Consider the following 22,600-nt stretch of genomic DNA (forward strand, 5'->3'; position numbering starts at 1 on the left):
GGCATGTGCGGAATCGTTGGGATCGTGTCCTCCGGACCGGTCAACCAGTCCATCTACGACAGCCTCTCCCTCCTGCAGCACCGCGGCCAGGACTCGACCGGCATCGCGACCGCCGACGGCAGCACCCTGCACATCAAGAAGGCCGCGGGACAGGTCCGCGAGGCGTTCCGCACCCGCGACATGCGCTCGCTGCTCGGATCCATGGGCCTCGGCCACGTGCGCTACGCGACGAAGGGCAACGCCGAGCGCGAGGAGGAGGCCCAGCCGTTCTACGTGAACGCGCCGTACGGCATCATCCTCGTTCACAACGGCAACCTCACGAACACGCGCGAGCTCACCGAGGAGCTCTTCCGCATCGACCGCCGCCACCTCAACACCACCTCCGACACGGAGCTGCTGGTCAACGTGCTGGCGAACGAGCTGCAGGCCTCGATGTCGGGCCGCGACCTCGACGCCGACGAGGTGTTCGACGCCGTCGCCCGCGTGCACGAGCGCGTCGAGGGCTCCTACGCCACCATCGCGCTGATCGCCGGCGTCGGGCTGCTGGCGTTCCGCGACCCCTTCGGCATCCGCCCGCTCATCGTCGGCCGCCGCAGCAACACCGGCGCGCCGGACGACTGGGTCGTCGCCTCCGAGTCGCTCGTGCTCGAGGCGCAGGGCTTCGAGATCGTCCGCGACGTCGCTCCCGGCGAGGCGGTCTTCATCACCCCCGACGGCCGGATGGCCAGCCGCCAGTGCGCGAAGGATCCGCGACTCATCCCGTGCTCGTTCGAGTACGTCTACCTCGCCCGCCCCGACTCCGTGATGTCCGGCATCTCGGTCTACGAGGCGCGCCTGCGCCTGGGCGACCGGCTCGCCGACACCATCGCGCAGTACACCCCGGGCGGAGCGATCGACGTCGTCATGCCGATCCCCGACTCCTCCCGCCCCGCCGCGATGCAGGTCGCGCAGAAGCTCGGGATCGAGTACCGCGAGGGCTTCTACAAGAACCGCTACGTCGGCCGGACGTTCATCATGCCCGGGCAGGCGGTCCGCAAGAAGTCGGTGCGGCAGAAGCTCAACGCGATGTCGAGCGAGTTCAAGGGCAAGAACGTCCTGATCGTCGACGACTCGATCGTCCGCGGCACCACCTCCAAGGAGATCGTCGACATGGCCCGCGCGGCCGGCGCGAACACGGTCACCTTCGCGTCCGCCGCGCCTCCCGTGCGGTACCCGCACGTGTACGGGATCAACATGCCCTCGCGCCAGGAGCTCGTGGCCCACAACCGCCGCATCCCCGAGATCTCGGAGGCGATCGGCGCCGACCAGCTGATCTACCAGGAGGTCGCCGACATGAAGGCGGCGATCCTCGAGGGCTCGGACGTCACCGACCTCGAGACCAGCTGCTTCACCGGCGAGTACGTCACGGGCACCGTCACCCCGGAGTACCTCGACTGGGTGGAGCGCACTCAGCTGAGCTGAGCTCTGCACAGCGCCGGGCGCGGCGCAACGGGTGCCGCGGATCCGTGCGCCGCTCCATGATCGGAGGGTGCGCGGCCCCGCGCGCATGCACCCGAGGAGTCCCCCGTGATCTACCGAATCCTGCCGTTCCTGCTCACCTTCGTGGCCAAGAAGATCTCGAAGTCGCAGAAGGCCAAGCGCGCCGCCGCCAAGCGCCCGACGTCCACCCCGAGCAGCAGCCGCCGCTCCTCGTCGCGCCGCGGACGCTGACGCCGCGGTCCCGTCCACGAGCGCGAGCCGCGGGCGGGACCCTCAGCGCAGGGCGGAGTGCCGCGGCCGCAATGCGGCCCGCCTCCGCCGGCTAGACCCGGTCGGACCCCGTCCGCGGGTCGTCCTCGTCGGACGTCGTGCGCACGTCGGGCAGGGCCTCCTCGGCCACGGGCTCCTCGGCCGCGTCCTCGCGCTCGACGATCCGCTCGGCGGTGGTCCGGACGACCTTCCGGCCGACGACCCGGTCGAGCAGCACCACGACGAGCCCCGCGAGAGCGCCGAACAGCGTCACGAAGAGCAGCAGGCTGAAGCCGAAGACCTGCCCGCGGGAGAAGCCCTGAGTCTCGGGCAGCGCGAAGGTCAGCACGAAGGCCGCGATCGCTCCGAGCCCGACGCCGAGGGTCAGGATGCGCCAGACGCGCGGGGAGCGGCGGACGTCGACCTCTTCGCGGGTGACCTCGGGGCGGGCGGGATCGCTCATGCCTCCATTCTCCCCCGCGCGGGCGAGGGCGAGGCACCGTGATCGCTCAGAGCGCGTGCACGAGCCGGCCCGCCTGGGCGCGCAGCTCGCGGACGACGGTGCGGACCGAGAGCCGCTCCGCCCGGTCGGGCCGCATCAGCGCGACGATGTGCCGCACGGAGTTCACTCCACGGAGCGGCTTCACCACCACTCCCGCGCCGCCCGCCGTGTAGCGCGGGAGCACCGCGATGCCCAGGCCCGCCGCGACGAACGCCTCCGTCACGCGGGTCGACGCGAAGCGCTGCTCCACCCGCACCGCCTCGCCGGACGCGGTCTCGATGTCCTGCATCACGCGCTCGAACGGGAACCCGTCCGGGACGCCGATCCAGGTCTCGCCGACCAGATCCGCCGCCGAGACCGTCGCCCGGTCCGCGAGGCGGTGCCCGGCCGGCAGGCCGATGTCGAGAGGCTCGATCATCAGCTCCGCCATCGCGAGGCCGCGGCCGGCCCAGGCGCTTCTGCCGGTGGGCGAGTGGGCGAGCACGATGTCGAAGTCGGCGGTCAGGTCGGCGAACTCGTCGGTGCCGGGGTCCGCGTCCTCGCATTGCACGACGAGTCCCTCGACGCTGCGGAGCGCGACCAGCGCGTTCGGGAGGAGCATCTGGCCCGCAGTGGGGAAGGTCGCGATGGTGACCTCGCCGATCGGGTTGTTCTTGAACGTCTGCCAGACGGCGTCGGCCCGCTCGAGCGCGATCGCGATCTCGGTGGCGCTCCGGGCGAGCTCGCGTCCCGCCGCCGTGAGCACCACGCCGCGGCCGGAGCGCTCGATCAGCGGCACGCCGGCCTCGCGCTCGAGCACCTTGAGCTGCTGCGAGACCGCGGAGGGCGTGCGGTGCGTCGCCTCCGCCACGGCCGTGATCGAGCGGCGCATCGAGAGCTCGCGGAGCAGTTCCAGCCGTCGCACGTCCATGTAGAGAAACTACACGTCAGGGCAAGAACAGTTCGATTGTCCTACGGAACACGGGGCCGGACACTGGACGTTGTACACAGCATCCCGGCGGATGGATCAGAAGCCGCCGCAACGAAAGGCAGAACACTCATGAGCATCGCAATCCTCGTCGTCCTCAGTGGCCTCGCCGCATGGGGCACGGTGTCGACGGTGCTCGTCGCCAGCCGCGACGGCTACCGTCAGGTCCCCGCGCAGCACTGAGCCCCGCCGCTCCGCGACAGCACCTCATCGCGTTCCGACGCCGTCTCCCGACCGGGAGGCGGCGTTCTCGCGTCTCCGGGGGCTGGTGCCGCTCCTCGGGGAGCGCCTCCCCGCCGCGGCTCCCGGGGGTCGACCATCGGCTCGCCCCGCACACGACGACGGGCCCCCGACCGGAGTCGAGGGCCCGTCGTGCGCGCGGTGCGGCTACTTCGCGGCGGTGCGGCGGCGCAGGCGCGCGACCGTCATGCCCAGACCGAGCAGCAGAGCGGCGATCCCGGCGGCGAACGCGGGGGTCGCGTCCACTCCGGTCTCGGCGAGGTGGTGCGAGCCGGCGACCGGAGCAGTGGTCGGCGTCGGCGCGGGGCCCGTGGTGGGCGGCGTGGTCGGCGCGGGCGTCGGCTCCGTGGTCGGTCCGGGAGTCGGGGTGCCCGCTCCGGCACCGGCCGCGACGGCGAAGCCGACGCTGATCTCGGTGCCGGTGGTGTCGAGCGCGAACGTCGCGGTGTGCGCGCCGCCCGCCAGGCTCTCGTCGATCGGGACCGAGAACGAGGCGCGGCCGGTCGAGTCGTCGGTGACGGCCCGGGTCGGATCGATCGTCGCGGTGCCGACGACGGTGCCGTCGACGCTCGCGGTCACGGTGGTGTCGGCCGCGGCTCCGGTGCTGAACAGGAGCGAGGAGAGGTCGACGGTCATGGTGTCGCCGACCGCGTACTCGCCCGAGTCCGGGACGTTGTCGGTCAGGCCGATCGTGCGCTGCACGGGGTCGGGGCTGACGGTGCCGAGGTCCTGGATGTAGCCGACGAAGGCGTCCAGGTCGATGCGGCCGGAGTCGGCCGTGCCGGTGCCCTCGGTGAAGGTGCTGAAGCCGTCGCCGCCGCTCGCGAGGAAGCTGCTGGTCACGACGGTGAAGGTCGCGGCCGGGTCGATCGGCTCGTTCTGGAAGAACACCTGCGAGATGCGCGAGCCCTCGGGCGCCGTCGCGTCGAAGACGTAGGTGAGGTCCTTCGAGGTGGAGAGGTTCAGCTGCGGGTGGCTGGAGCTGCCCACCCACTGCTCCTCGAGCAGGTCGGAGATCTGCTCGCCGGTCAGCTGCAGGGTCACCAGGGTGTTCGCGAAGGGCTGGGCGTCGGAGGCCTCGGCGTAGGTGACCACGCCGTCCGCGTCGCCGGGCTGGTCCGGAGTCGCGGTGTAGGAGAGGTCGTCGCGCAGGCCGCCCGCGTTCGAGAAGGCGATCTGCGTGCCGAGCTCACGGGTGGCCCAGAGCTGGGCGTCCGAGACGAGGTTGCCGAGGGTCGACTCCGAGCCGCGGTTGGTCGTGGTGCCGTCCGGGCGGTAGGCGCGCGAGATGTCCTCGGTGATGGTGCCGACCTTCACGCTGCCCTCGCGGACGGCGACGGCCTGGGCGTCGGCGACGATGGTCTCGACCTCGGGGTCGGGCTCGAAGGCGCCGACGACGATCGTCTTGGCCGGGTCGTCCGAGGCCGGGTCGTCGACGACCTTCGTCAGCGGCACGACCTCGCTGGTGAGCGAGGTGAGCTGCTTGGTCGCCGGGTCGACGGTCAGGGACATGCGGCCGATGTTCTCGGCGTAGCTGCCGGTCTGCGACACGACGGTCGGGAAGGCCCGGCCCGCGTCGATGCCCGCGTCGTACTCCTGGTGGCTGTGGCCCGAGACGATCGCGTCGACGTTCGGGGCGACCGCGTTGACGATCGCGCCGAACTTGGGGTCCGCCTCCGGAGTGTTCAGCTCGGCCGCGTCGGCGTCGGCTCCCTCGTGCAGGAGCAGGACGACCACGTCGGCCTCGTCGTTGGCGGCGTCGCCGTCCTGGAGCTGCGCGGCGACCTCGTTGACGTTCTCGGCGATGGGCTCGATGGAGAGCGTCGAGATCGTGGCGGGGCTGACGAGCTTGCCGAGGTCCTCGGTGATCGCGCCGATGAAGGCGACGGAGACGCCGTCCTGCTCGGTGATCACGTACGGGGAGTAGGCGCGCTCGCCGGTCGCGGTGTCGTAGAGGTTCGCGTTCACGTAGGGGAACGCCGAGGCGTCCACGACGCGGCCGTCGACATCGGCGCGGCCCTGGTCGAACTCGTGGTTGCCCAGGGTGCTGACGTCGAGGCCCATCGCGTTCAGCGAGTCGAGCGTGGGGATGTCGCCCTGCACCTTCGACACGAAGGTCGAGGCGCCGATGTTGTCGCCGGCCGAGACGAACAGCGTGTTCGGGTTGGCGGCGCGGTAGGAGTCGACGGCACCGGCGAGCACGGCGGCTCCGGCGACGGCGCGGTCGGCGGCGAGCCGCCCGTGGAAGTCGTTGATCGAGAGGATGTCGATGGCGACATCGCCCTCGGCCGCCGCGGCGGGCGTGGCGCCGAGGAGGGCCGCTCCGGCGACGGCGCCGACGGCGGTCGCGGAGAGGAGTCGGGTGAGGCCGCGTCGGCCCGGGGAAGTACTGCGCATCGTGAAGGGGACTCCAAGCATCGAGCGGTGGATCCGGAGAGGATTCGTGCCGCGTGAGGGGGTTATTCCCAGACAACCCGACGGCGGAGCCCAGGTCAAACGTTCTGGAGACGGCTCGCCGCCGCGTTTACGAGAAGTTAACTCGCCGACGCTCAGCCGACGCGCAGGATGGGAAGGAACGGCGTGAGGTCCGCGCGCACTCCGGAGGCGTGAATCCGCCCGCTCGCGAGACCCTCGCTCCACGGCAGCGAGCCGGTCGCGAGCGGCAGCCAGGTCGCCGCGTCCATCTCGATCACGTTCGGCGGAGTCCCGCGGGTGTGGCCCGGGCCCTCGACGCACTGGGCCGCGCCGAACGGCGGAACGCGCACCTCGACGCTGCGCCCGGGGACGTTCGTCTCGATGATCTGCAGGAGGAACCGCACCGCCGTCGCCGTCGTGTTCCGGTCCGCTCCTCCGGCGAGCGCCGCCCGCACCGCGGACTGCCCGCTCGCCTCGTCGATCCTGCCCTTGGCCATCCACCCATCCTGCCGCCGCCGCTCGCTCCCGGAGGCCTCCGCGGGGCTCCGCCCGGCGTGTCGGCGTCCGCAGCGCCGCCCTGCGGAGGAGGACGTCACAGGGACCAGCCCCGGCGCGGGGCGCCCTATCCTGTCAGGGTGAAGATCCTCGTCCTCGGTTCGGGTGCCCGTGAGCACGCCATCATCACGGCTCTCCTCGCGGAGGAGGAGCACCACGAGATCATCGCGGCGCCCGGCAACGCCGGCATCGCGCGCGACGTCGAGGTCATCCACTTCGACACGAACAGCCCCCGGCTGGTCAGCGACTTCGCGGTGGAGCAGGGCATCGAGCTCGTCGTCATCGGCCCCGAGGCGCCCCTGGTCGCCGGAGTCGCCGACGCGCTCCGCAAGCGCCGCATCCCCACCTTCGGCCCCGACCGGGCCGCCGCCGCACTCGAGGGCTCGAAGACCTTCGCGAAGCGCGTGATGGACATGGCCCGCGTGCCCACCGGCCGCGCGACCCGCGTCTCCACCCTGGTCGACGCCACCCGCGCCATCGACGAGTACGGACTCCCCTCGGTCGTCAAGGCCGACGGCCTCGCCGCGGGCAAGGGCGTCCTGGTGACGGAGTCGCGCAGCGCCGCGATCGCGCACGCCGAGTTCTGGCTGCAGTCCGGCGACGTCCTCATCGAGGAGTTCCTCGCCGGCCAGGAGGTCTCCCTCTTCCTCCTCTCCGACGGCCACGACGTCGTCCCCCTCTCCCCCGCGCAGGACTTCAAGCGCCTGAGCGACGGCGACGAGGGGCCGAACACCGGCGGCATGGGCGCCTACTCCCCGCTCCCCTGGCTCGCCGACCGCTGGGAGAGCGAGCGCGCCTTCGTCGACGAGGTGATCGACACGGTCGCCATCCCGACCATCCGCCAGCTCGAGCGCGAGCGCACCCCCTTCGTCGGACTCCTCTACTGCGGCCTCATCGTGACCGACGCGGGCCTGCGCGTGATCGAGTTCAACGCCCGCTTCGGAGACCCCGAGACCCAGGTCGTCCTCCCCCGCCTCGCCTCCCCGCTGTCCGCGCTGCTGCACGCGGCGGCCACCGGCGCGCTCGCCTCCGTCCCGTGGCCCGCGTTCACGGACGAGGTCGCCGTCACCGTCGTCCTCGCGAGCGAGGGCTACCCCGAGAACGCCGTCACCGGACGGACCATCACCGGACTCGACGCGGCGGCGGACGTCCCCGGCGTCACCATCGCCCACGCGGCGACCCAGCTGGTCGACGGGAGCTTCGTCGCCACCGGCGGCCGCGTGCTCAACGTCGTCGCACGCGGCGCCGACTTCGCCGAGGCACGGGAGCGGGCGTACCGCGCGCTCGACCTGATCCACCTCGACGGCGGGCTGTATCGGAGCGACATCGCGTCGAAGGTCGCGCAGTAGCGCGACCTTCGACGTGATGTCGGCCACGCCGATCCCTGCGCGGCGTGGCGCGGTCGGCTCCGAGGGCGGCCGGGTCTCGGAGACCGGGGAGCGTTCGGCGCGTCCGAAACGCTCGGCACGCGTTCCGGTCGACGCCTCGAGGGTGGCCGGGGGTGGGGTGGATCCGCGCTCGGACTCGGACCTCCGCAACACGGGCTCGCGGCGGAGGTCGGTCGCCTCGCGGGGGGCGGGTCAGGCCAGGGTGCGGAGGGCCTCGGCGAGGTGGGGGTGCGCGAAGGTGAAGCCGGCGTCCTCGAGGCGGGCGGGCACGACCCAGCGGGACTTGAGCAGGAGCTCGGACTCGGTGCGGAGCAGGAGCGTCGCGGGCTCGAGGACGAAGCGCGGAGCCGGCACTCCGATCCGGCGGCCCACGGCGGCGCGGAGCAGCCGGGAGAGCTCGGTGTTGTCGCTCGGATTCGGCGACGCGAGGTTCACCGGCCCGTCGAGGGTCGACTCCTCGAGGAAGCGGATCGACCGGTGGACGTCCTCCACGTGGATCCAGCTGAAGTGCTGACGGCCGCAGGTGCGCCGGTGCTCGTGGTGCACACCGGCCTCGCGGCGCGCGCGCGTCGAGGGCCACGGCCCGTCGAACTGCGGACCGCCGAGGCCGAGCCGCGCCAGCCGCAGCAGGATCGCCGTCGCCGGACCGTCTCCGAGCACGATGGACATCCGCAGCGCCACGCGCCGCACGCCGGGCGTCTCCCCGGCGAAGAACTCCGACTCCCACGCCCGCGCCACGTCGACCGAGAAGCCCTCGCCGAGCACGCCCTCGTCCTCGGTGTTCGCCCGCTCCTCCTCGTGCCGGTAGATCGTGGCCGTGCTCGCGTTCATCCAGACCGGCGGAGGAGTCGCGGCCGCCTCGACCGCGCGGTGCAGCTCCGCGGTGGTCGCCACGCGCGAGCGGAGGATCTCGGCGCGGTTCGCCGCGGTGTACCGGCAGTCGACGCTCTTGCCGGCCAGGTTCACCAGGAGGCGCGCACCGTCGAGCACGCGGGTGATGCCGACGGTGTCGCCCCAGCGCGCGTCCGGCCCGGAGCGGCCGATCCTCCGCACCGTCCAGCCGTCGGCGGTGAAGCGGCGGGCGAGGTCCGTCCCGAGGAATCCGCTCGCACCGGCGAGGACGACGACGGGGTCAGCGGTGCTGCTCATCGCCCCATCGTGCCGCACGGCGCCGGAGTCACGGGGAGGACTCGTCGCAGGCGCGCTGCCGGGACGCGGAGTGGGTGGAGGCGGGCCTCGATCAGCCGCCGAGCGACCCCGCATCGCGGAGGAGACGCGCCGCGGCGAGCGCCCCGGCCAGCCGCTCGGCGAACCCCGGCGGCACCTCGGCGGGCAGCGCGTCGACCGGCCACCAGGCCACGTCGTCGCTCTCGTCGCTGACGGTCACGGGAGCGTCCGGATCGGCGATCGCACCGTAGCCCACGTCCCAGTGGCGGGAGCAGCGGCCGAAGCCGTCGCCGAGCGCGTGCCGGTCGAGGTCGAGGGGCAGGACGCCGAGCGGCTGCAGTCGTGCCGCTCCGCTCTCCTCCTGCGCCTCGCGGAGGGCCGCGTCGGCCGTGGAGTCGTCACCGGGCTCGACATGACCGCCGAGCTGCACCCAGAACCGGCCCTTGCGGTGGAAGCAGAGCAGCACCTGCGCCAGATTCGGCGAGAACACGAAGCAGCTCGCCGTGACGTGCTCGGGGCCGCCGTCGCGCTCGAGCGCCGGCTCGCCGCGCTGCTCGAGGAACGCCAGGTACTCGTCCCGCAGGTCCGCGAGCGCGCCCGCGTCCCACTCCCGCAGCTCGTCCGCCAGCCGCGTCCCTCGCTCCCCCGTCACGCGATGGACCCTACCTCCCCTCCGTGAGCTGCCCCTCCGGTGCGCGACACGGCGTGCGTGGCGTACCGGAGCGGCAGCTTCCGGGGAGGGAGGAGGGACGGGAGCGTCAGACGGAGAGGCCGGAGAGGCCCTCGCGGTCGACGCGGCGGTGGAAGCGCATGCCGGCGAGACCGCCGAGCACGGCGCCGACCAGCGCGACGACCAGGGCGGCGAGCGCCGTCACGACCGCCGCGGCCGTGGCGTCGCCGGCGTCCAGGGGGATCGTCGGGAAGCCGCTCACCGCGGAGAGCGCCTGGCTGCCGCCGGTGATCGCCGAGACGATGCCCACGACGATCGCGACGACGACCGCCCAGGCCCACACTCCGACGCCCTGCTTCGCTCCGCTGAAGCGGGCCATGCGGCCGGCCACGTAGCCGCCGCAGTAGTAGGCGACGAGGAGGATGACCAGCAGTGCGATCGCGCCCGCCCAGCCGAACGCGGCGGGGTCGGCCGCGAGGTCGCCGGTTACGTCCTGGGTGCCGATGACGGCGGCCCCGATCGCGGTGACGAGGGCGGTCAGGAGGACGGCGAGTCCGGTGGCGGCGAGCCAGCCGAAGAAGGCGCAGCCGATCTTGAAGCCGCCGAAGCGGTCGCGCTCGCGCTGGTGGATGTCCTTGCGCGCGGCCGCACGGGCCTGCTTCGCCTCGGCGGAGTCGGGGTCGACGGGCGCGCGGTGCTCGGGAGCCGAGTGGGCCGAGTCGGATCGGTCCGTCGAAGCGGAGCGGTCCGTCGAGGCGGAACGGTCCGAGGAGGCGGAGCGGTCCGGAGTCGCGGAGCGGTCCGTCGCCGCAGCCGCTCCCGTGTCCCCCGCCGAGTCGATGCGCGCCGTGCCGCCCGCCGCCGAGCCCTCTGCGCGTCGCGGCAGTCCGCCGTCAGCCGGATCCCTGTCTGTCGTGCTCATGTCGAACCTCCTGGCCGAGCGCCCCGAAGAAGGGCGACACGCTCAGTCAATACCCAGGGAGCCCTCGGTGTCGCGGGCTTGACGACAGGACGGAGCGGTCCGGGCGTCAACCCCCTGCGCCCCCTCCCTCCCACCCGCTTGCATGGAGGCACCGACCGACGACACGAGAGGGAGAGTCATGACTCCGGAATCCCCCGAGCAGACACCGCCCGGCACCGAGGCCGAGCTGACGCCGAAGGCCGACCACGGCGAGACCAGCTACCGCGGCACCGGCCGCCTCAGCGGCAAGGTCGCCCTCATCACGGGCGGCGACAGCGGCATCGGAAAGTCCGTCGCGATCGCGTTCGCGCGCGAGGGCGCCGACGTGGCGATCTCGTACCTCGACGAGCACGACGACGCCGAGGACACCGCGACGTGGGTCCGGGAGGCCGGCCGCGAGGCGCTGCTCCTCCCCGGCGACCTGCAGGACCCGGCGCACTGCCGCGCCGTCGTCACCGAGACCGTCGAGCGCTTCGGCCACCTCGAGGTGCTCGTCAGCAACGCCGCCTTCCAGATGAGCCGCGAGAGCGTCACCGACATCCCGGACGAGGAGTGGGACCGCACGATCGCGACGAACATCAGCGCCTACTTCCACCTCGTGAAGTCGGCGCTGCCCCACCTGAAGGAGGGCGCGTCGATCATCGCGACGAGCTCGGTGCAGTCCGACCAGCCGTCGTACCAGCTGCTCCCCTACGCCGCCACGAAGTCGGCGATCCTCAGCCTCACCGCCTCGTTCGCGCAGGCGCTCGGCGAGAAGGGCATCCGCGCCAACTCGGTCGCGCCCGGCCCGATCTGGACGCCGCTGATCCCCTCGACCATGCCGGAGGAGGCCGTCGCCGAGTTCGGCGAGCAGGTCCCGCTGGGCCGCCCCGGGCAGCCGGCCGAGGCGGCCCCCGCCTACGTCCTCCTCGCCTCCGACGAGGCGAGCTACATCAGCGGGTCGACGATCGCCGTCACCGGCGGGAAGCCGATCCTCTGATCACGCTCCAGGGCACCGCTCACCCGCAGGATTCCGCGATAGGTTCCTGCGGGTGAGTGTGCACATCCGCAGCATCGAGACGGCGGTGCCGACCACGGTCCTGCGCCAGTCCGAGGTGCGCGACCTCTTCGCGTCCCAGCCCGCGATGACCCGGCTCGGGTCCCGCCTGATCGGCGCGGCCTTCGACGCGTCCGGGATCGACACCCGCAGCACGGTGGTCGACGAGCTCGACCGGGTCGAGCGGGAGGGTGCGAGCGTCTTCTACGACGCGGGGAGCGGCCTGGTGCTCGACCCGGGGACGGCCGCGCGCAACGCCGTCTACACCGAGCGCGCTCCCGAGCTCTTCACGGAGGCGGCCCGCCGCGCCCTCTCGTCCGCGTCGATGACCCCCGAGGACGTCACCCACGTGGTGACGGTCTCCTGCACCGGCTTCTACGCCCCGGGGCCCGACTACCAGCTGGTCCGCCGCCTCGGCCTCGCACCCTCGACGCAGCGCTTCCACCTCGGCTTCATGGGCTGCTACGGCGCCTTCCCCGGCCTGCGCGCCGCCCGCCAGTTCTGCGAGGCCGACCCGGAGGCGGTCGTCCTCGTCGTCGCGGTCGAGCTGTGCACCATCCACCTCACCAGCTCCAACGACCCGGAGCAGATCGTCGCGACCTCCGTCTTCGCCGACGGCGGTGCGGCGGCCGTCGTCACCGCCCGCGAGGCCGCGCCCGGCACCCCGGTGCTCGAGCTCGACGCGCTCGCCACGACGCTCACCGACGAGGGCGAGACCGAGATGGCGTGGACGATCGGCGACCACGGCTTCTCGATGCGGCTGAGCACCTACGTGCCCTCGATCATCGGAGCGAACATCGAGGCGGCCGTCGCCCCGCTGCTGGCCGGCGCCGAGGTCGAGCGGAGCGACGTGCAGCGCTGGGCGATCCACCCCGGCGGCCGCAGCATCCTCGACAAGGTGCAGGCCTCGCTCGCCCTCAGCGACGAGCAGCTGGCCCCGTCGCGCGAGGTGCTGCGGACCAACGGCAACATGTCGAGCGCGACCGTCCTCTTCATCCTGCGGCGCCTGCTGCACGGCGAGGCGGCCGACGGCGAGCGGATCGGCGCGATGGCGTTCGGGCCCGGACTCACCGTCGAGCTCGCGCTGCTCACCAAGCGGGGCGGGGAGTGACTCCGCGCGCCCCTCTCGCGCCGGATCTGCGCCACCGCGAGGTCTCCGAGCAGGAGCTGATGGACGACCCGGACTGCGACCGGGCCCTGCTCGATGCCACCTACGCCCGCTTCGGCACCGTGAACCGGCTGGTCTCGGGGTGGCGCGGCCTCTACCGCTCGCGCCTGCGTCCGCTGCTGCGGCCCGACGAGCCGTTCCGCCTGCTCGACATCGGATCGGGAGGCGGCGACGTCGCCCGGTCCCTCGCCGGCTGGGCCCACGAGGACGGCCTCCGCCTGGCGATCACCGCCGTCGATCCGGACGAGCGCGCCTCCGCGTTCGCCACGTCCACGCCCGCGCCGCCCGGAGTCGAGTTCCGCCGCGCGAGCAGCGCCGACCTGGTCGCCGAGGGCGAGCACTTCGACCTGGTGACCTCCAACCACGTGCTGCACCACCTGTCGCCGGAGTCGCTCGCCGACCTGCTCGCCGACAGCGAGCGCCTGGCCCCGCGCGCCCTCCACAACGACATCGAGCGCTCGCGGCTGGCCTACACGGCCTACCTGCTGGCCACGCGACCGATCGCGGCCGGCTCGTTCCTCCACTACGACGGGTCGCTGTCGGTGCGGCGCAGCTTCACCGCCGCCGAGCTGCGGGCTGTGGCGCCCGAGGGGTGGCGGGTCGAGCGCGCGGCGCCCTACCGGCTGCTGCTCGCGCGGGGCGAGGTATGAGGACGCGGCGGAGGGCGAGCGCTTCCGGTCCGCTCTGGCTGCGCGCCGCCGCCGTCAGCTACTCCGCCAACTGCGCCCTCGGCACCGCCGTCGCCACCGGCGCTCTCCGCACGGGCCGCTGGCACTGGATCCATCACGCGCTCTACATCTGCACGTCGACGCTCACCGCTCTGGCCTGGGCGACGCTGCGACGGTCGGACACCCGCGCCGCGTCCGCGCTGGCTCCCGCCGCCGTCCCGCTGGCGGTGATCCCCTTCGCGGGGACGCACGGACGTCGGCACCCGGCGATCGCGCTGGCGGCGGCTCCGTTCGTGCTCGCCGCTCTCGGGCGGACGCGGCGGCCGGCGCGGCGCCGAGGAGTGCTCCAGCGTCTCAGAGCCGGGTCAGCCCTGCGCTGACGCGCCCCGGCTTCTAGCGCGGGGGCTCGACGTCGCGGTCGGGGTCGGAGCGGTACGAGCGCAGCGCCTGCCAGCCGGCGATCGCGAGGATCAGCGCGCCGCAGAGCATCGTCAGCAGGTTCGGCACCGAGAAGCCGCTGCCCACGACCGAGTTGATGCCCGCGCCGAGCACGAACACACCTCCGAGAAGGTAGAAGATGACCCTCGTCTTCACCGTTCCACCGCTTCCCTCGAGCCTGCACAGGACCCTCGATGCTACCGCGCGCGCCCCGGGCCGCCGCCGCTCCCCCCTCTGCGCGATCGATCGGGGCAGGATCGAGGCATGGAGTTCCTCGATGTCGTCCGGCGCCGGAAGACCACCAACGGCGCGTTCCTGCCCGACCCCGTCTCCGAGGAGCACCAGCGGCTCCTGATGGAGGTAGCCGGCCGGGCGCCCTCGCAGCTCAACAGCCAGCCGTGGCGGTTCGTGCTCGTCGAGGAGCGCGAGACGATCGACCGGATCGCCGCGATCAGCGGCGAGAGCATGACCACCGCGATGTCGAACGGCACGTTCTTCGAGCGCTACAAGCCCTACTTCCGCTTCAGCAGCGAGGAGATGGAGCAGCGGCGCGACGGGATGCTGTTCGACAAGCTGCCGGCTCCGCTCCGCCCCTTCACGAAGCAGGTCTTCACGAAGCGCGGGCAGTTCCTGATGAACTCCCTCCGCGTCCCGCAGACGCTCGGCGAGGAGAACCGCCGGCTCGTCGCGGGATCGCCGCTGCTGCTCGGGGTGATGCTCGACCGCTCCGAGTACCGGCCGGGCGAGCTCTCCTCCTTCTACTCGGTGTTCAGCATGGGCGCCGCGATGGAGAACGTCTGGCTGAGCACGGTCGAGCTGGGGATGGGGATCCAGTTCGTGTCGTTCCCGATGGAGGTGCCGGGAGCGTGGGCGCGGATCGAGTCGCTGCTCGCCGTGCCCGACGAGCTGGAGCTGATGGCGGTGTACCGGCTCGGCTACCTGCCTCCGGAGCAGCGGCGGCCGGCGATCGACTGGTCCTCGCACCAGCGGAAGCTTCCGTCGCAGTACGTCTTCCGCGGCACCTGCGCGACTCCGCAGGAGGGGTGGGACGCGCCGGCCGGGCCGTGACGGGATCCTGAGCGGCGCGGCCGGCAGCCGGAGGTGCCCGCGCTCGCTCCCGGGCCGGCCCCGGCCGACGGGAGATCCGCGACGGAGCATCGACTCTCGCTACATGCGTCGGCTAACGTGGCGCCCAGCACGCCCGGCAGTGCTACGTCCCGTCCGCGGGACTGTCAATGGGGGTCCGGCGTGTCTCCCGCCCGATTCCCCGCACCGGGGTCCGAGCGGATACCGTCCCCCGAGGAGCCGTCCGCCAGGGCCGGCCCGATGAACGAAGGGGGCCCGTGGCCACGCTCATCTACGGACCGCAGAACCTCGAGATCGAATTCGAGGAGCGCGTCCTCGCGCACCTGAAGGTCGCCGTCCTCTCGAAGCTGCGCCGCAACGAAGCCTTCTCGCTCTCGTGGATGGAGGACGCCTCCACCGGACACGGCCGGAGCTCCGTCTGGCTGCACCCGTCGGTGCCGCTGCACTTCCGCTTCACCGAGGCGCACCAGCCCAAGCTCAACCGCGCGTGGATCGAGCAGATGCTCAGCGTCGCCAGCATGCACGGCGAGCTCTCGGTCCTGCCGGAGCCCGAGGAGCAGCGCCAGGGCTCCTGAGCTCCGCCGCTCCTGGGCCCCGCTGCCCCCTGATCGCACGGCCGTCAACCCCGTCCCCTCTGCGGGGGACGCGAAGTACCGTCGAGAAGACGTCCCCGGAACCATCGGCGGACGTCGACGGACGGAGACGACCATGACGGACACCGCGCGAGCGACCGGCCTGCCCACCCTCACCCCGGTGCGGACGCTCCGCAAGGAGCAGCCGATCGAGCCGCGCCGCGTGCCGGACTCCGTCTCCGTCGGCTCCCAGCCGGTCATCGGCTGCCGGATCGACGTGAGCGGCCGCTCCTTCGTCGTCGAGCTCGACATGGCCGGCATCTTCCTGCGCCAGGTGCGCCGGAGCCTGCGCGAGGGCGAGGGCGGCCTCGTGCTGCTGCGCCACGTCGACGGGATCGAGATGATCCCGTTCTCGCGCGCGACGCCGTTCGACGTCTCGGACATCGTCTGCCCCGAGGGCGTCGAGCCCGCGGACGCCCGCTCGGCCCTGGGGCTCCGCGACCGCTGAGCCGCGACGGGTGGCGTGCTCCGCCCCGCGCCCGCCGCTGAGCGGGATCAGGCGGGGAGCGACGCCTCGATCAGGTCGACGATCCGCGGGTCGTCGGGCTCGACCGTTGGGCGGAACCGGTGGACCGTGCCGTCGGCCGTGATCAGGAACTTCTCGAAGTTCCACTTCACCCGGCCGGCCTTGCCGTTCTCGTCCTCCGCCTTGGTGAGCTCCGCGTAGAGCGGGTGCGCCGAGCGGCCGTTGACGCGGACCTTCTCGAACATCGGGAAGGTGACCCCCCAGGTCGTCGAGCAGTACGCCTTGATCTTGTCCTCGTCGCTCAGCTCCTGGAGGAACTGGTTGCTCGGGAAGCCGAGGACCGTGAATCCGCGCTCCCCGTAGCTCTTCTGCAGGGCCTCGAGCTTCTCGTACTGCGGGGCGAGGCCGCAGCGGGAGGCGACGTTGACGATCAGCCGCACGGGCGGGTAGTCGGCGAGGGTCGACGTGGTGCCGTCGATCGTGGTGAGGGGGATGTCGGCGATCGTGTCGGGCACGGAGGGCTCCTTCGGACGTGGTGCGTCGACGCTACTCCCCGCCGCCGAGGGAACCCCGAGTCGTGGAGGCGGCTCGCTGCGGGTTCCCGCGACGGTCCGGGGTTCCCTCGGCGCGCACCTGCCTCCACCATGGGGGGATGGCCGCCTCGCAGCAGATCGTCTCGGTCGGCGGGCGGAGGCTGCGGCTGACGAACCTCGACAAGGTCGTCTACCCGGAGACGGGCTTCACCAAAGCCGATGTGCTCTCCTACTACGCCTCCGTCGCCTCCGCGATGCTGCCCCATCTCGCGCGCCGCCCGGTCACCCGGAAGCGCTGGGTCGACGGAGTGGGCACCGCCGAGCATCCGGGCGAGGTCTTCGTCGAGAAGAACCTCCCCTCCTCCGCCCCCTACTGGCTGAGCCGGACCCGGCTCGCGCACTCGTCGCGCGACGTCGAGTACCCGCTGGTCGACGACGTCGCCGGGCTCACCTGGCTGGCGCAGCAGGCGGCGCTCGAGCTGCACGTCCCGCAGTGGCGGGTGGGCTCCGACGGCGAGCGCCGTCCGCCCGACCGCCTCGTGCTCGACCTCGACCCGGGCGAGGGGGCGGGCCTCGCCGAGTGCGCCGAGGTCGCGTTCCTCGCCCGCGACCTCCTGGAGGGGATGGGGCTGGCTCCGCTGCCGGTGACCAGTGGGAGCAAGGGGATCCACCTCTACTGCCCACTGGACGCCTCCGCCTCCAGCGACCAGATCTCGGCGGTCGCGCACGAGCTGGCGCGCGTGCTCGAGTCGGACCACCGCGACCTCGTCGTCTCGGACATGAAGAAGACCCTGCGCGAGGGCAAGGTCCTCGTCGACTGGAGCCAGAACAGCGCGGCGAAGACGACCATCGCCCCCTACTCCCTCCGGGGGCGCCTCCGGCCGGCCGCCGCCGCGCCCCGCACGTGGGAGGAGCTGGGTGCCGACAACCTGCGCCACCTGTCGCCCGACGAGGTGGTGGAGCGGCTGCGGAGCGACGGCGACCTCCTCCGCCCGCTGCTCGCCGCCCGGGGTGCCGGGCTCGAGCCGACCCCGGAGCGGATGGCGGGCTTCGCCGCGACGGACGCCTCCTCCGACCGCCTGGCGACCTACCGCAGCATGCGCGACGCGTCGAGGACGCCGGAGCCGGTGCCCGAGGCGGGGTCCGCGGGCTCCTCCTCGGGCGACTCCTTCGTCATCCAGGAGCACCACGCGCGGCGCCTGCACTACGACTTCCGGCTCGAGCACGACGGCGTCCTGGTCAGCTGGGCGGTGCCGAAGGGCCCGCCGCTGGAGGGCGACCCGAACCGGCTCGCGGTGCAGACCGAGGACCACCCCCTCGAGTACGCGACCTTCGAGGGCACGATCCCGGCCGGCGAGTACGGCGGCGGCGAGGTGCGCATCTGGGACGAGGGCACCTACGCGCTCGAGAAGTGGCGCGAGGGGAAGGAGGTGATCGCGGTGCTGACCGGCCGCCCCGACGGCGGGCTCGGCGGCGAGCCCCGACGCTACGCCCTGCTGCACACGGGCTCGAGGGAGGGCGCCGAGAAGAACTGGCTCCTGCACCTGATGGCGCCGGGTCCCGCTCACGGGCACGGGACGCAGCGACGGGGCCGGGCGGCCGCGTCCGCCGCGTCGCCCGCTCCCCGCCCCGCACCCTCCGCAGACCGCCCGGCCGAGGACTCCCCTCCGCGCCGCCACCGCCCCATGCTCGCCACGGCCGGACGCCGCGGCGACGTGGACCCGGGGGCCGCGATCGAGATGAAGTGGGACGGCTACCGCGCTCTCGTGCGGGTGCAGGGCGGCACCGCGACCCTCACGAGCCGCAACGGCAACGACCTGACCGCGGCGTTCCCCGACCTGCTCGCCCCGCTCGCCGAGGCCGCCGCCGACGCCGTGCTCGACGGCGAGATCGTCGCCCTCGACGCTCGCGGGCGCCCCGACTTCGGCGCCCTGCAGACCCGCGGCGGGCTGACGAAGCCGCGCGAGATCGAGGCGGCCGCCCGGTCCACTCCGGTGCACCTGATGGTCTTCGACCTGCTCGAGCGCGCAGGAGAGGACCTGACCGGGAGCGACTACGACACCCGTCGCTCGGCACTGGTCGAGCTGGTCGCCGAGAACGAGCGCGTGCACGTCCCATCCGTGTTCGACGGCGACCTGGAGGAGGCGATGGCCACCAGCCGCACCCTCGGCCTCGAGGGCGTGGTCGCTAAGCGCCGCGACTCGCGCTACCAGGAGGGCAGCCGCTCGCGCGACTGGATCAAGCTCACCCACCACCGGCTGCAGGAGGTCGTGATCGTGGGCTGGCGCGAGGGCGAGGGCGGCCTGCAGGGGTCGGTCGGGGCGCTGCTGACCGCGATCCCAGGCGAGGACGGGCTCGCGTACTCCGGCCGTGTGGGCACCGGCTTCAGCGACCGCGAGCGCCGCGGACTGGTCGACCGCCTGGCCGAGCACGCCACCGAGGAGCCCGCCGTCTCCGTCCCTCCGCTCGAGTCGCGCGGCGTGCACTGGGTGTCGCCCGTCCTGGTCGGCGAGGTCCGCTACCGCGAGCGCACCGCCTCCGGCACCCTCCGCCAGCCGGTCTGGCGCGGCTGGCGCGCCGACAAGGCCGCCGAGGACGTCCGCGTGGAGGAGCCGGGCAGCTGATCCTCCGGTCTTCCCACGGAGATGCCCGGGAACGCGGCGCGCGCCGGCGATCCGCTGCGCCCCCGGCACCTCAGTCCAGGCGCACCCCGCGCAGCAGGAGGAGGGTCGCGCCGACCGCGGCACCGGTGCCGATGAGGACACCGCCGGCTCCGGCCGCCGCCGCGAGGACGCCGAGCAGGCTGGGCAGGGCGATCAGCCCGAGGCGGTTCCCGGCCAGGCGCAGCGCGAGGGCGCGGCCGTGGCGGTCGGCGGGGGTGCGCTCGATCAGCCAGGACATCGTGATGGGCTGGCCGATCCCGAGGCCCAGGCCGAGGGCGACGACCGCGACGAAGAGGAGCACGGTCGGCGCGGGCAGGGCGACCAGCACCAGGCAGAGCGCCGAGATCAGGATGCCGCCCACCATCACCCGGGTGCGCCCGAGCCGGGCGGTGGCCGCGCCGAGGAGGAGCCGCGAGGCCATCGACGCGAGCGCGCGCACGGTGAGCAGGGCTCCGACGACGCCGGCCGGGAGCCCGCGCTCGGCGCCGAGGGCGGGGAGGTAGACGACGGTCAGGTCGACGGCGGCGACGACGGTCGCGCTGGTCAGCAGGGCGCGCGCGAGGCCCGGCACCCGGAGGAGACCGAGCGTCGAGCCCGGAGCCGCCGCCCCCTCCGCCGCGGGTCCGCGCGGGGACGGGCTGCGGATCCCCGCCGTCGAGACGAGCAGCAGCACCGCGAGGATCCCGCCCACGAGGAACAGCGGCGCCGGGTCGGGCCGCACCGAGCCGCCCGCGAGCACCGGGATGAATGCGGGCCCGATCGCCTGCCCGAGCGACGCGGCGAACGTGTAGTAGCCGAATCGGCTGTCGAGCCGCGTCCCTCCGGTGCCGCCCGCGACGACGGTCTGCTGCCCGACCACGCAGCCCAGGTGCCCCGCGCCGAGCAGGGCGATGCCGAGGAGCAGCCCCGCGACGCTCCCGCCCGCCAGGAGCAGCACCGCGGCCGCTCCCACCGCGACGAGCGAGCCGACGGCCATCACGGCCCGGGCGCCGACCCGGTCGACCAGCCCGCCCACCGGCAGCGCGATCAGCAGCGGCACCAGCGCGAACGAGGCGCCGAGCGCCCCGAGCGCCCAGGCCGGCACGTCGAGCCGGATCGCCTGGTAGACGGCGGCCGGCCGGAGCAGGAACGCGACGGCCTGGATGAGCACGGCGTGCGCGAGCAGGGACGGAGTCGCCAGGCGGTTCCGCACGCGCGCTCCTTCCCGCGGCGCTCGGCCGAGCACCCGCTCCCCCATCCTCCTCCCGGTGCCGCCGCCGAGCCGCCCGGAAAGGATCGTCCTGCCCCCTCGAGAACGGGCCTTCTCGTGCGACTCAGCCCTGCGGCGGCGGCGAGGGGAGCGCGTGCGCGGGCAGGGTGCCGAGGCGGTGCCGGCCGCGGAGGAGGAACCAGGCCAGGCCGATCCCGACGACCGCGGCGATCACGACGACCGCGCTCCAGCGCAGCTCCTCCCCGTAGACCTCGACGCGCGGCCACGCGAGGTCGACCGTCATCGCCGCGCCCCAGAGCACCGCGACGACGTTCACCGGCAGGCCCGCGCGGCCGAGCGAGAAGCGCCCGGGCGCGGCTGCGGGCCACCGGCCGCGGAGCCGGGCGATCAGCAGCGGCACCGTCACCAGCAGGTAGGCGAGGTAGATCAGGATGACCGCCACGCTCGTCACGGCCGTGAAGATCGCCGGCGTCCCGATGTTCACGACCAGGATCAGCACCGCGAGCACCCCCACGACCAGCGCCGGCGCCACCGGTGTCCCGCGCCGCGGGTCGACGCGGGCGAGCACGCGGCTGCCGGGCAGGGCGTTGTCGCGGGCCATCGCGAAGATCAGTCGGATGGCCGCCGTGTGCACCGCCAGCGCGCACACCGTGATCGCGACGACCACGCAGAGCAGGAGGACCGATCCGAGGGGGCCGCCGAGCACCTGCAGCACGATCCGCTGCAGCCCGCCCGACGCCTGCCCGAGCGCCGGGTCGGCGAGGTCGGGCGCCGAGAGGATCCCCAGCAGCAGGATGAGGCCGCCGAGGACGAAGGAGGCGGTCACCGCCCGCAGGATCGCCGTCGGCGCGGTCCGGCGCGGATCGACCGTCTCCTCGCCGAGCGAGCCCGCGGTGTCGAACCCGTACATCACGTACGCCGACGCGATCGCGGCGATGAGGAACGCGCCGGCGTACCCGCCCGGCGTGCTCCCGCCGTAGCCGCTGGTGTCGAGCAGCACGGTCGGCGGATGCACCACGTTCACCGCGAGCACCGCCACCAGCAGCACCGCCGCGACGAGCTCGATCAGCACGCCGACGCTGTTGATCCGGGCCATCAGCCGCACGCCGCGCGCGTTGACCGCGGTGGTGAACGCGATCAGCAGCGCTCCCCAGACCACCGCGCTCACCCCCGCGGAGCCGCCGAGCTGGAACCCGCTCCAGATCTGCGGGAGCGTCGCCTGGTACGCCAGCACGACGGCCGCGAGCGTGACCACGGACGCGGTGGCCATCAGCCAGCCCGCCAGCCAGCTCACCGTCGGCCCGGCGAGGCGCTTGCTCCAGTTGTAGACGGAGCCCGCGACCGGGTAGCGGGCGGCGAGCTCGGCGAAGCACAGCGCGACCATGAGCTGCCCGGTGAACACGATCGGCCAGGACCACCAGTAGGCGGGACCGCCGAGCGCGAAGCCGAAGGAGAAGAGCTGGAACGTGCCGGTCAGGATCGAGATGTAGCTCACGCCCGCGGCGAAGCTGCCGAAGCGGCCGATGCCGCGGGTGAGGGAGGGGCGGTACCCGAACTCAGCGGTCCCGTCGTCGACGTCCTCGGTGGTGCTCATCGGGCTCCCCCTCGCGGGCGCGCTCGTCGCACCGAGGTCAGGATGCCAGCCGCCGCCCGGCCGCACGACTCCCCCGTCCCGGGCGTCCGTCAGCGGGTGCTCAGCGCTCGCCCCGCTCCCGGTGCACAGGACTCGGGCGGCCCCCGCGGACGGGAGCGGCGTCAGCCGTGCGCCGCGAGCCGGGTGCGCTGGGGCACCAGGAGCTCGAGCAGCTCCTCGACCCCGTCGACCCGCTGCGGCTCGACCGGGTGCCCGGGTCCGCACGGCTTGTAGGCGGGCGGATCCACGTTCAGGACGTGCCCGACGGGCCGCCCCTTCTCCCAGACCGTGAGGAGGAAGGCGCCGTCCCGCTCGTCGGGGGCGCCGATCTCGAAGACCCGGCCGCGCACGATGGCGCACTGCGGCTCCTTGCGCGCGAGGCGCACCCAGAAGGGATGGTCTCCGGTCATGGTGTCCGTCCTCCCCGGCCGACCCGCGGCCGTGCCCGTAGCGGTCGACCGGTGATCGTGTCGT

General features: G+C 73.3%; 23 protein-coding genes. 11 read left to right on the forward strand and 12 right to left on the reverse strand.

Features of this window, described 5'->3' with window-relative positions; translation table 11 throughout:
• Window positions 1-3: 3 nt before the first annotated feature.
• Entirely contained in the window at window positions 4-1,461 is a 1,458-nt protein-coding gene (purF, locus tag C5C54_RS12035) for an amidophosphoribosyltransferase (protein WP_104223766.1), read from the forward strand.
• Between the two features lie 105 nt (window positions 1,462-1,566).
• Window positions 1,567-1,710, forward strand: coding sequence for a hypothetical protein (locus C5C54_RS17990; protein WP_159940146.1), 144 nt, complete (start codon window positions 1,567-1,569; stop codon window positions 1,708-1,710).
• A 91-nt stretch (window positions 1,711-1,801) separates the two neighbouring features.
• Here C5C54_RS17990 and C5C54_RS12040 read toward each other — a convergent pair whose 3' ends face one another.
• The 4 genes from C5C54_RS12040 to C5C54_RS12055 form a co-directional block, all read right to left on the reverse strand.
• The gene (locus tag C5C54_RS12040) at window positions 1,802-2,191 is read right to left on the reverse strand and encodes a hypothetical protein (RefSeq protein WP_104233832.1); all 390 of its coding nucleotides are present in this window, start codon (window positions 2,189-2,191) and stop codon (window positions 1,802-1,804) included.
• 46 nt (window positions 2,192-2,237) lie between these two features.
• On the reverse strand, window positions 2,238-3,140 hold the full coding sequence (locus C5C54_RS12045) for a LysR family transcriptional regulator (protein WP_104223768.1): 903 nt from the start codon (window positions 3,138-3,140) through the stop codon (window positions 2,238-2,240).
• Window positions 3,141-3,584: 444 nt separating this feature from the next.
• Entirely contained in the window at window positions 3,585-5,834 is a 2,250-nt protein-coding gene (locus C5C54_RS12050) for a bifunctional UDP-sugar hydrolase/5'-nucleotidase (protein ID WP_181127887.1), read from the reverse strand.
• 152 nt (window positions 5,835-5,986) lie between these two features.
• A complete protein-coding gene (locus tag C5C54_RS12055) occupies window positions 5,987-6,349 on the reverse strand; it encodes a sterol carrier family protein (protein WP_104223770.1) in 363 nt (120 codons plus the stop codon).
• Window positions 6,350-6,487: 138 nt separating this feature from the next.
• Here C5C54_RS12055 and purD point away from each other — a divergent pair, with 138 nt between their 5' ends.
• On the forward strand, window positions 6,488-7,756 hold the full coding sequence (purD, locus tag C5C54_RS12060; RefSeq protein WP_104288441.1) for a phosphoribosylamine--glycine ligase: 1,269 nt from the start codon (window positions 6,488-6,490) through the stop codon (window positions 7,754-7,756).
• A gap of 231 nt (window positions 7,757-7,987) precedes the next feature.
• Here the strand turns inward: purD and C5C54_RS12065 are convergent, their stop codons facing one another.
• From C5C54_RS12065 to C5C54_RS12075, 3 genes are all read right to left on the reverse strand, one after another.
• Window positions 7,988-8,944, reverse strand: a complete 957-nt coding sequence (locus C5C54_RS12065) for an epimerase (RefSeq protein ID WP_104288442.1) — start codon at window positions 8,942-8,944, stop codon at window positions 7,988-7,990.
• Between the two features lie 91 nt (window positions 8,945-9,035).
• Complete coding sequence (locus tag C5C54_RS12070; protein ID WP_258063313.1) at window positions 9,036-9,614, reverse strand: NUDIX hydrolase; 579 nt, start codon at window positions 9,612-9,614, stop codon at window positions 9,036-9,038.
• 106 nt (window positions 9,615-9,720) lie between these two features.
• Window positions 9,721-10,554 (reverse strand): hypothetical protein, encoded by an 834-nt coding sequence (locus C5C54_RS12075; protein WP_244229549.1) that lies wholly within the window; start codon window positions 10,552-10,554, stop codon window positions 9,721-9,723.
• Window positions 10,555-10,732: 178 nt separating this feature from the next.
• Between C5C54_RS12075 and C5C54_RS12080 the strand changes: the two genes are divergently transcribed.
• Genes C5C54_RS12080 through C5C54_RS12095 form a run of 4 tightly spaced genes read left to right on the forward strand, consistent with a single transcriptional unit; the run spans window position 10,733 to window position 13,845 of the window.
• A complete protein-coding gene (locus C5C54_RS12080; protein WP_104288443.1) occupies window positions 10,733-11,572 on the forward strand; it encodes an SDR family oxidoreductase in 840 nt (279 codons plus the stop codon).
• 52 nt (window positions 11,573-11,624) lie between these two features.
• On the forward strand, window positions 11,625-12,740 hold the full coding sequence (locus C5C54_RS12085; RefSeq protein WP_104288444.1) for a type III polyketide synthase: 1,116 nt from the start codon (window positions 11,625-11,627) through the stop codon (window positions 12,738-12,740).
• Window positions 12,737-13,447: a class I SAM-dependent methyltransferase gene (locus C5C54_RS12090; protein WP_258063314.1), complete on the forward strand. Its 711-nt coding sequence runs from the start codon at window positions 12,737-12,739 to the stop codon at window positions 13,445-13,447. Before C5C54_RS12085 ends, C5C54_RS12090 begins: the two co-directional genes overlap by 4 nt.
• Window positions 13,444-13,845, forward strand: a complete 402-nt coding sequence (locus C5C54_RS12095; protein WP_104288445.1) for a hypothetical protein — start codon at window positions 13,444-13,446, stop codon at window positions 13,843-13,845. Before C5C54_RS12090 ends, C5C54_RS12095 begins: the two co-directional genes overlap by 4 nt.
• A 13-nt stretch (window positions 13,846-13,858) precedes the next feature.
• Here C5C54_RS12095 and C5C54_RS12100 read toward each other — a convergent pair whose 3' ends face one another.
• Complete coding sequence (locus C5C54_RS12100; RefSeq protein ID WP_104223776.1) at window positions 13,859-14,059, reverse strand: hypothetical protein; 201 nt, start codon at window positions 14,057-14,059, stop codon at window positions 13,859-13,861.
• 108 nt (window positions 14,060-14,167) lie between these two features.
• On the opposite strand from C5C54_RS12100, the gene C5C54_RS12105 reads away from it, so the two are divergent.
• From C5C54_RS12105 to C5C54_RS12115, 3 genes are all read left to right on the forward strand, one after another.
• Complete coding sequence (locus tag C5C54_RS12105) at window positions 14,168-14,971, forward strand: nitroreductase family protein (RefSeq protein ID WP_104256039.1); 804 nt, start codon at window positions 14,168-14,170, stop codon at window positions 14,969-14,971.
• A 275-nt stretch (window positions 14,972-15,246) separates the two neighbouring features.
• Window positions 15,247-15,564 carry a hypothetical protein gene (locus tag C5C54_RS12110; RefSeq protein ID WP_244229547.1) on the forward strand — a complete coding sequence of 106 codons (318 nt, stop codon included), beginning with the start codon at window positions 15,247-15,249 and terminating at the stop codon, window positions 15,562-15,564.
• 133 nt (window positions 15,565-15,697) lie between these two features.
• Entirely contained in the window at window positions 15,698-16,069 is a 372-nt protein-coding gene (locus C5C54_RS12115) for a hypothetical protein (RefSeq protein WP_104223778.1), read from the forward strand.
• Between the two features lie 47 nt (window positions 16,070-16,116).
• Here the strand turns inward: C5C54_RS12115 and C5C54_RS12120 are convergent, their stop codons facing one another.
• Window positions 16,117-16,602, reverse strand: a complete 486-nt coding sequence (locus C5C54_RS12120; RefSeq protein ID WP_244229546.1) for a glutathione peroxidase — start codon at window positions 16,600-16,602, stop codon at window positions 16,117-16,119.
• A gap of 137 nt (window positions 16,603-16,739) precedes the next feature.
• On the opposite strand from C5C54_RS12120, the gene C5C54_RS12125 reads away from it, so the two are divergent.
• Window positions 16,740-19,244 carry an ATP-dependent DNA ligase gene (locus C5C54_RS12125; RefSeq protein ID WP_104288446.1) on the forward strand — a complete coding sequence of 835 codons (2,505 nt, stop codon included), beginning with the start codon at window positions 16,740-16,742 and terminating at the stop codon, window positions 19,242-19,244.
• A gap of 70 nt (window positions 19,245-19,314) precedes the next feature.
• Here the strand turns inward: C5C54_RS12125 and C5C54_RS12130 are convergent, their stop codons facing one another.
• The 3 genes from C5C54_RS12130 to C5C54_RS12140 form a co-directional block, all read right to left on the reverse strand.
• The gene (locus C5C54_RS12130; protein ID WP_258063316.1) at window positions 19,315-20,475 is read right to left on the reverse strand and encodes an MFS transporter; all 1,161 of its coding nucleotides are present in this window, start codon (window positions 20,473-20,475) and stop codon (window positions 19,315-19,317) included.
• 121 nt (window positions 20,476-20,596) lie between these two features.
• Window positions 20,597-22,087 carry an APC family permease gene (locus C5C54_RS12135; protein WP_104260839.1) on the reverse strand — a complete coding sequence of 497 codons (1,491 nt, stop codon included), beginning with the start codon at window positions 22,085-22,087 and terminating at the stop codon, window positions 20,597-20,599.
• 161 nt (window positions 22,088-22,248) lie between these two features.
• The gene (locus C5C54_RS12140) at window positions 22,249-22,536 is read right to left on the reverse strand and encodes a hypothetical protein (protein WP_104223782.1); all 288 of its coding nucleotides are present in this window, start codon (window positions 22,534-22,536) and stop codon (window positions 22,249-22,251) included.
• Window positions 22,537-22,600 lie beyond the last annotated feature (64 nt).

The organism is Rathayibacter sp. AY1F2 (assembly GCF_002930885.1).
Lineage (GTDB): Bacteria > Actinomycetota > Actinomycetes > Actinomycetales > Microbacteriaceae > Rathayibacter.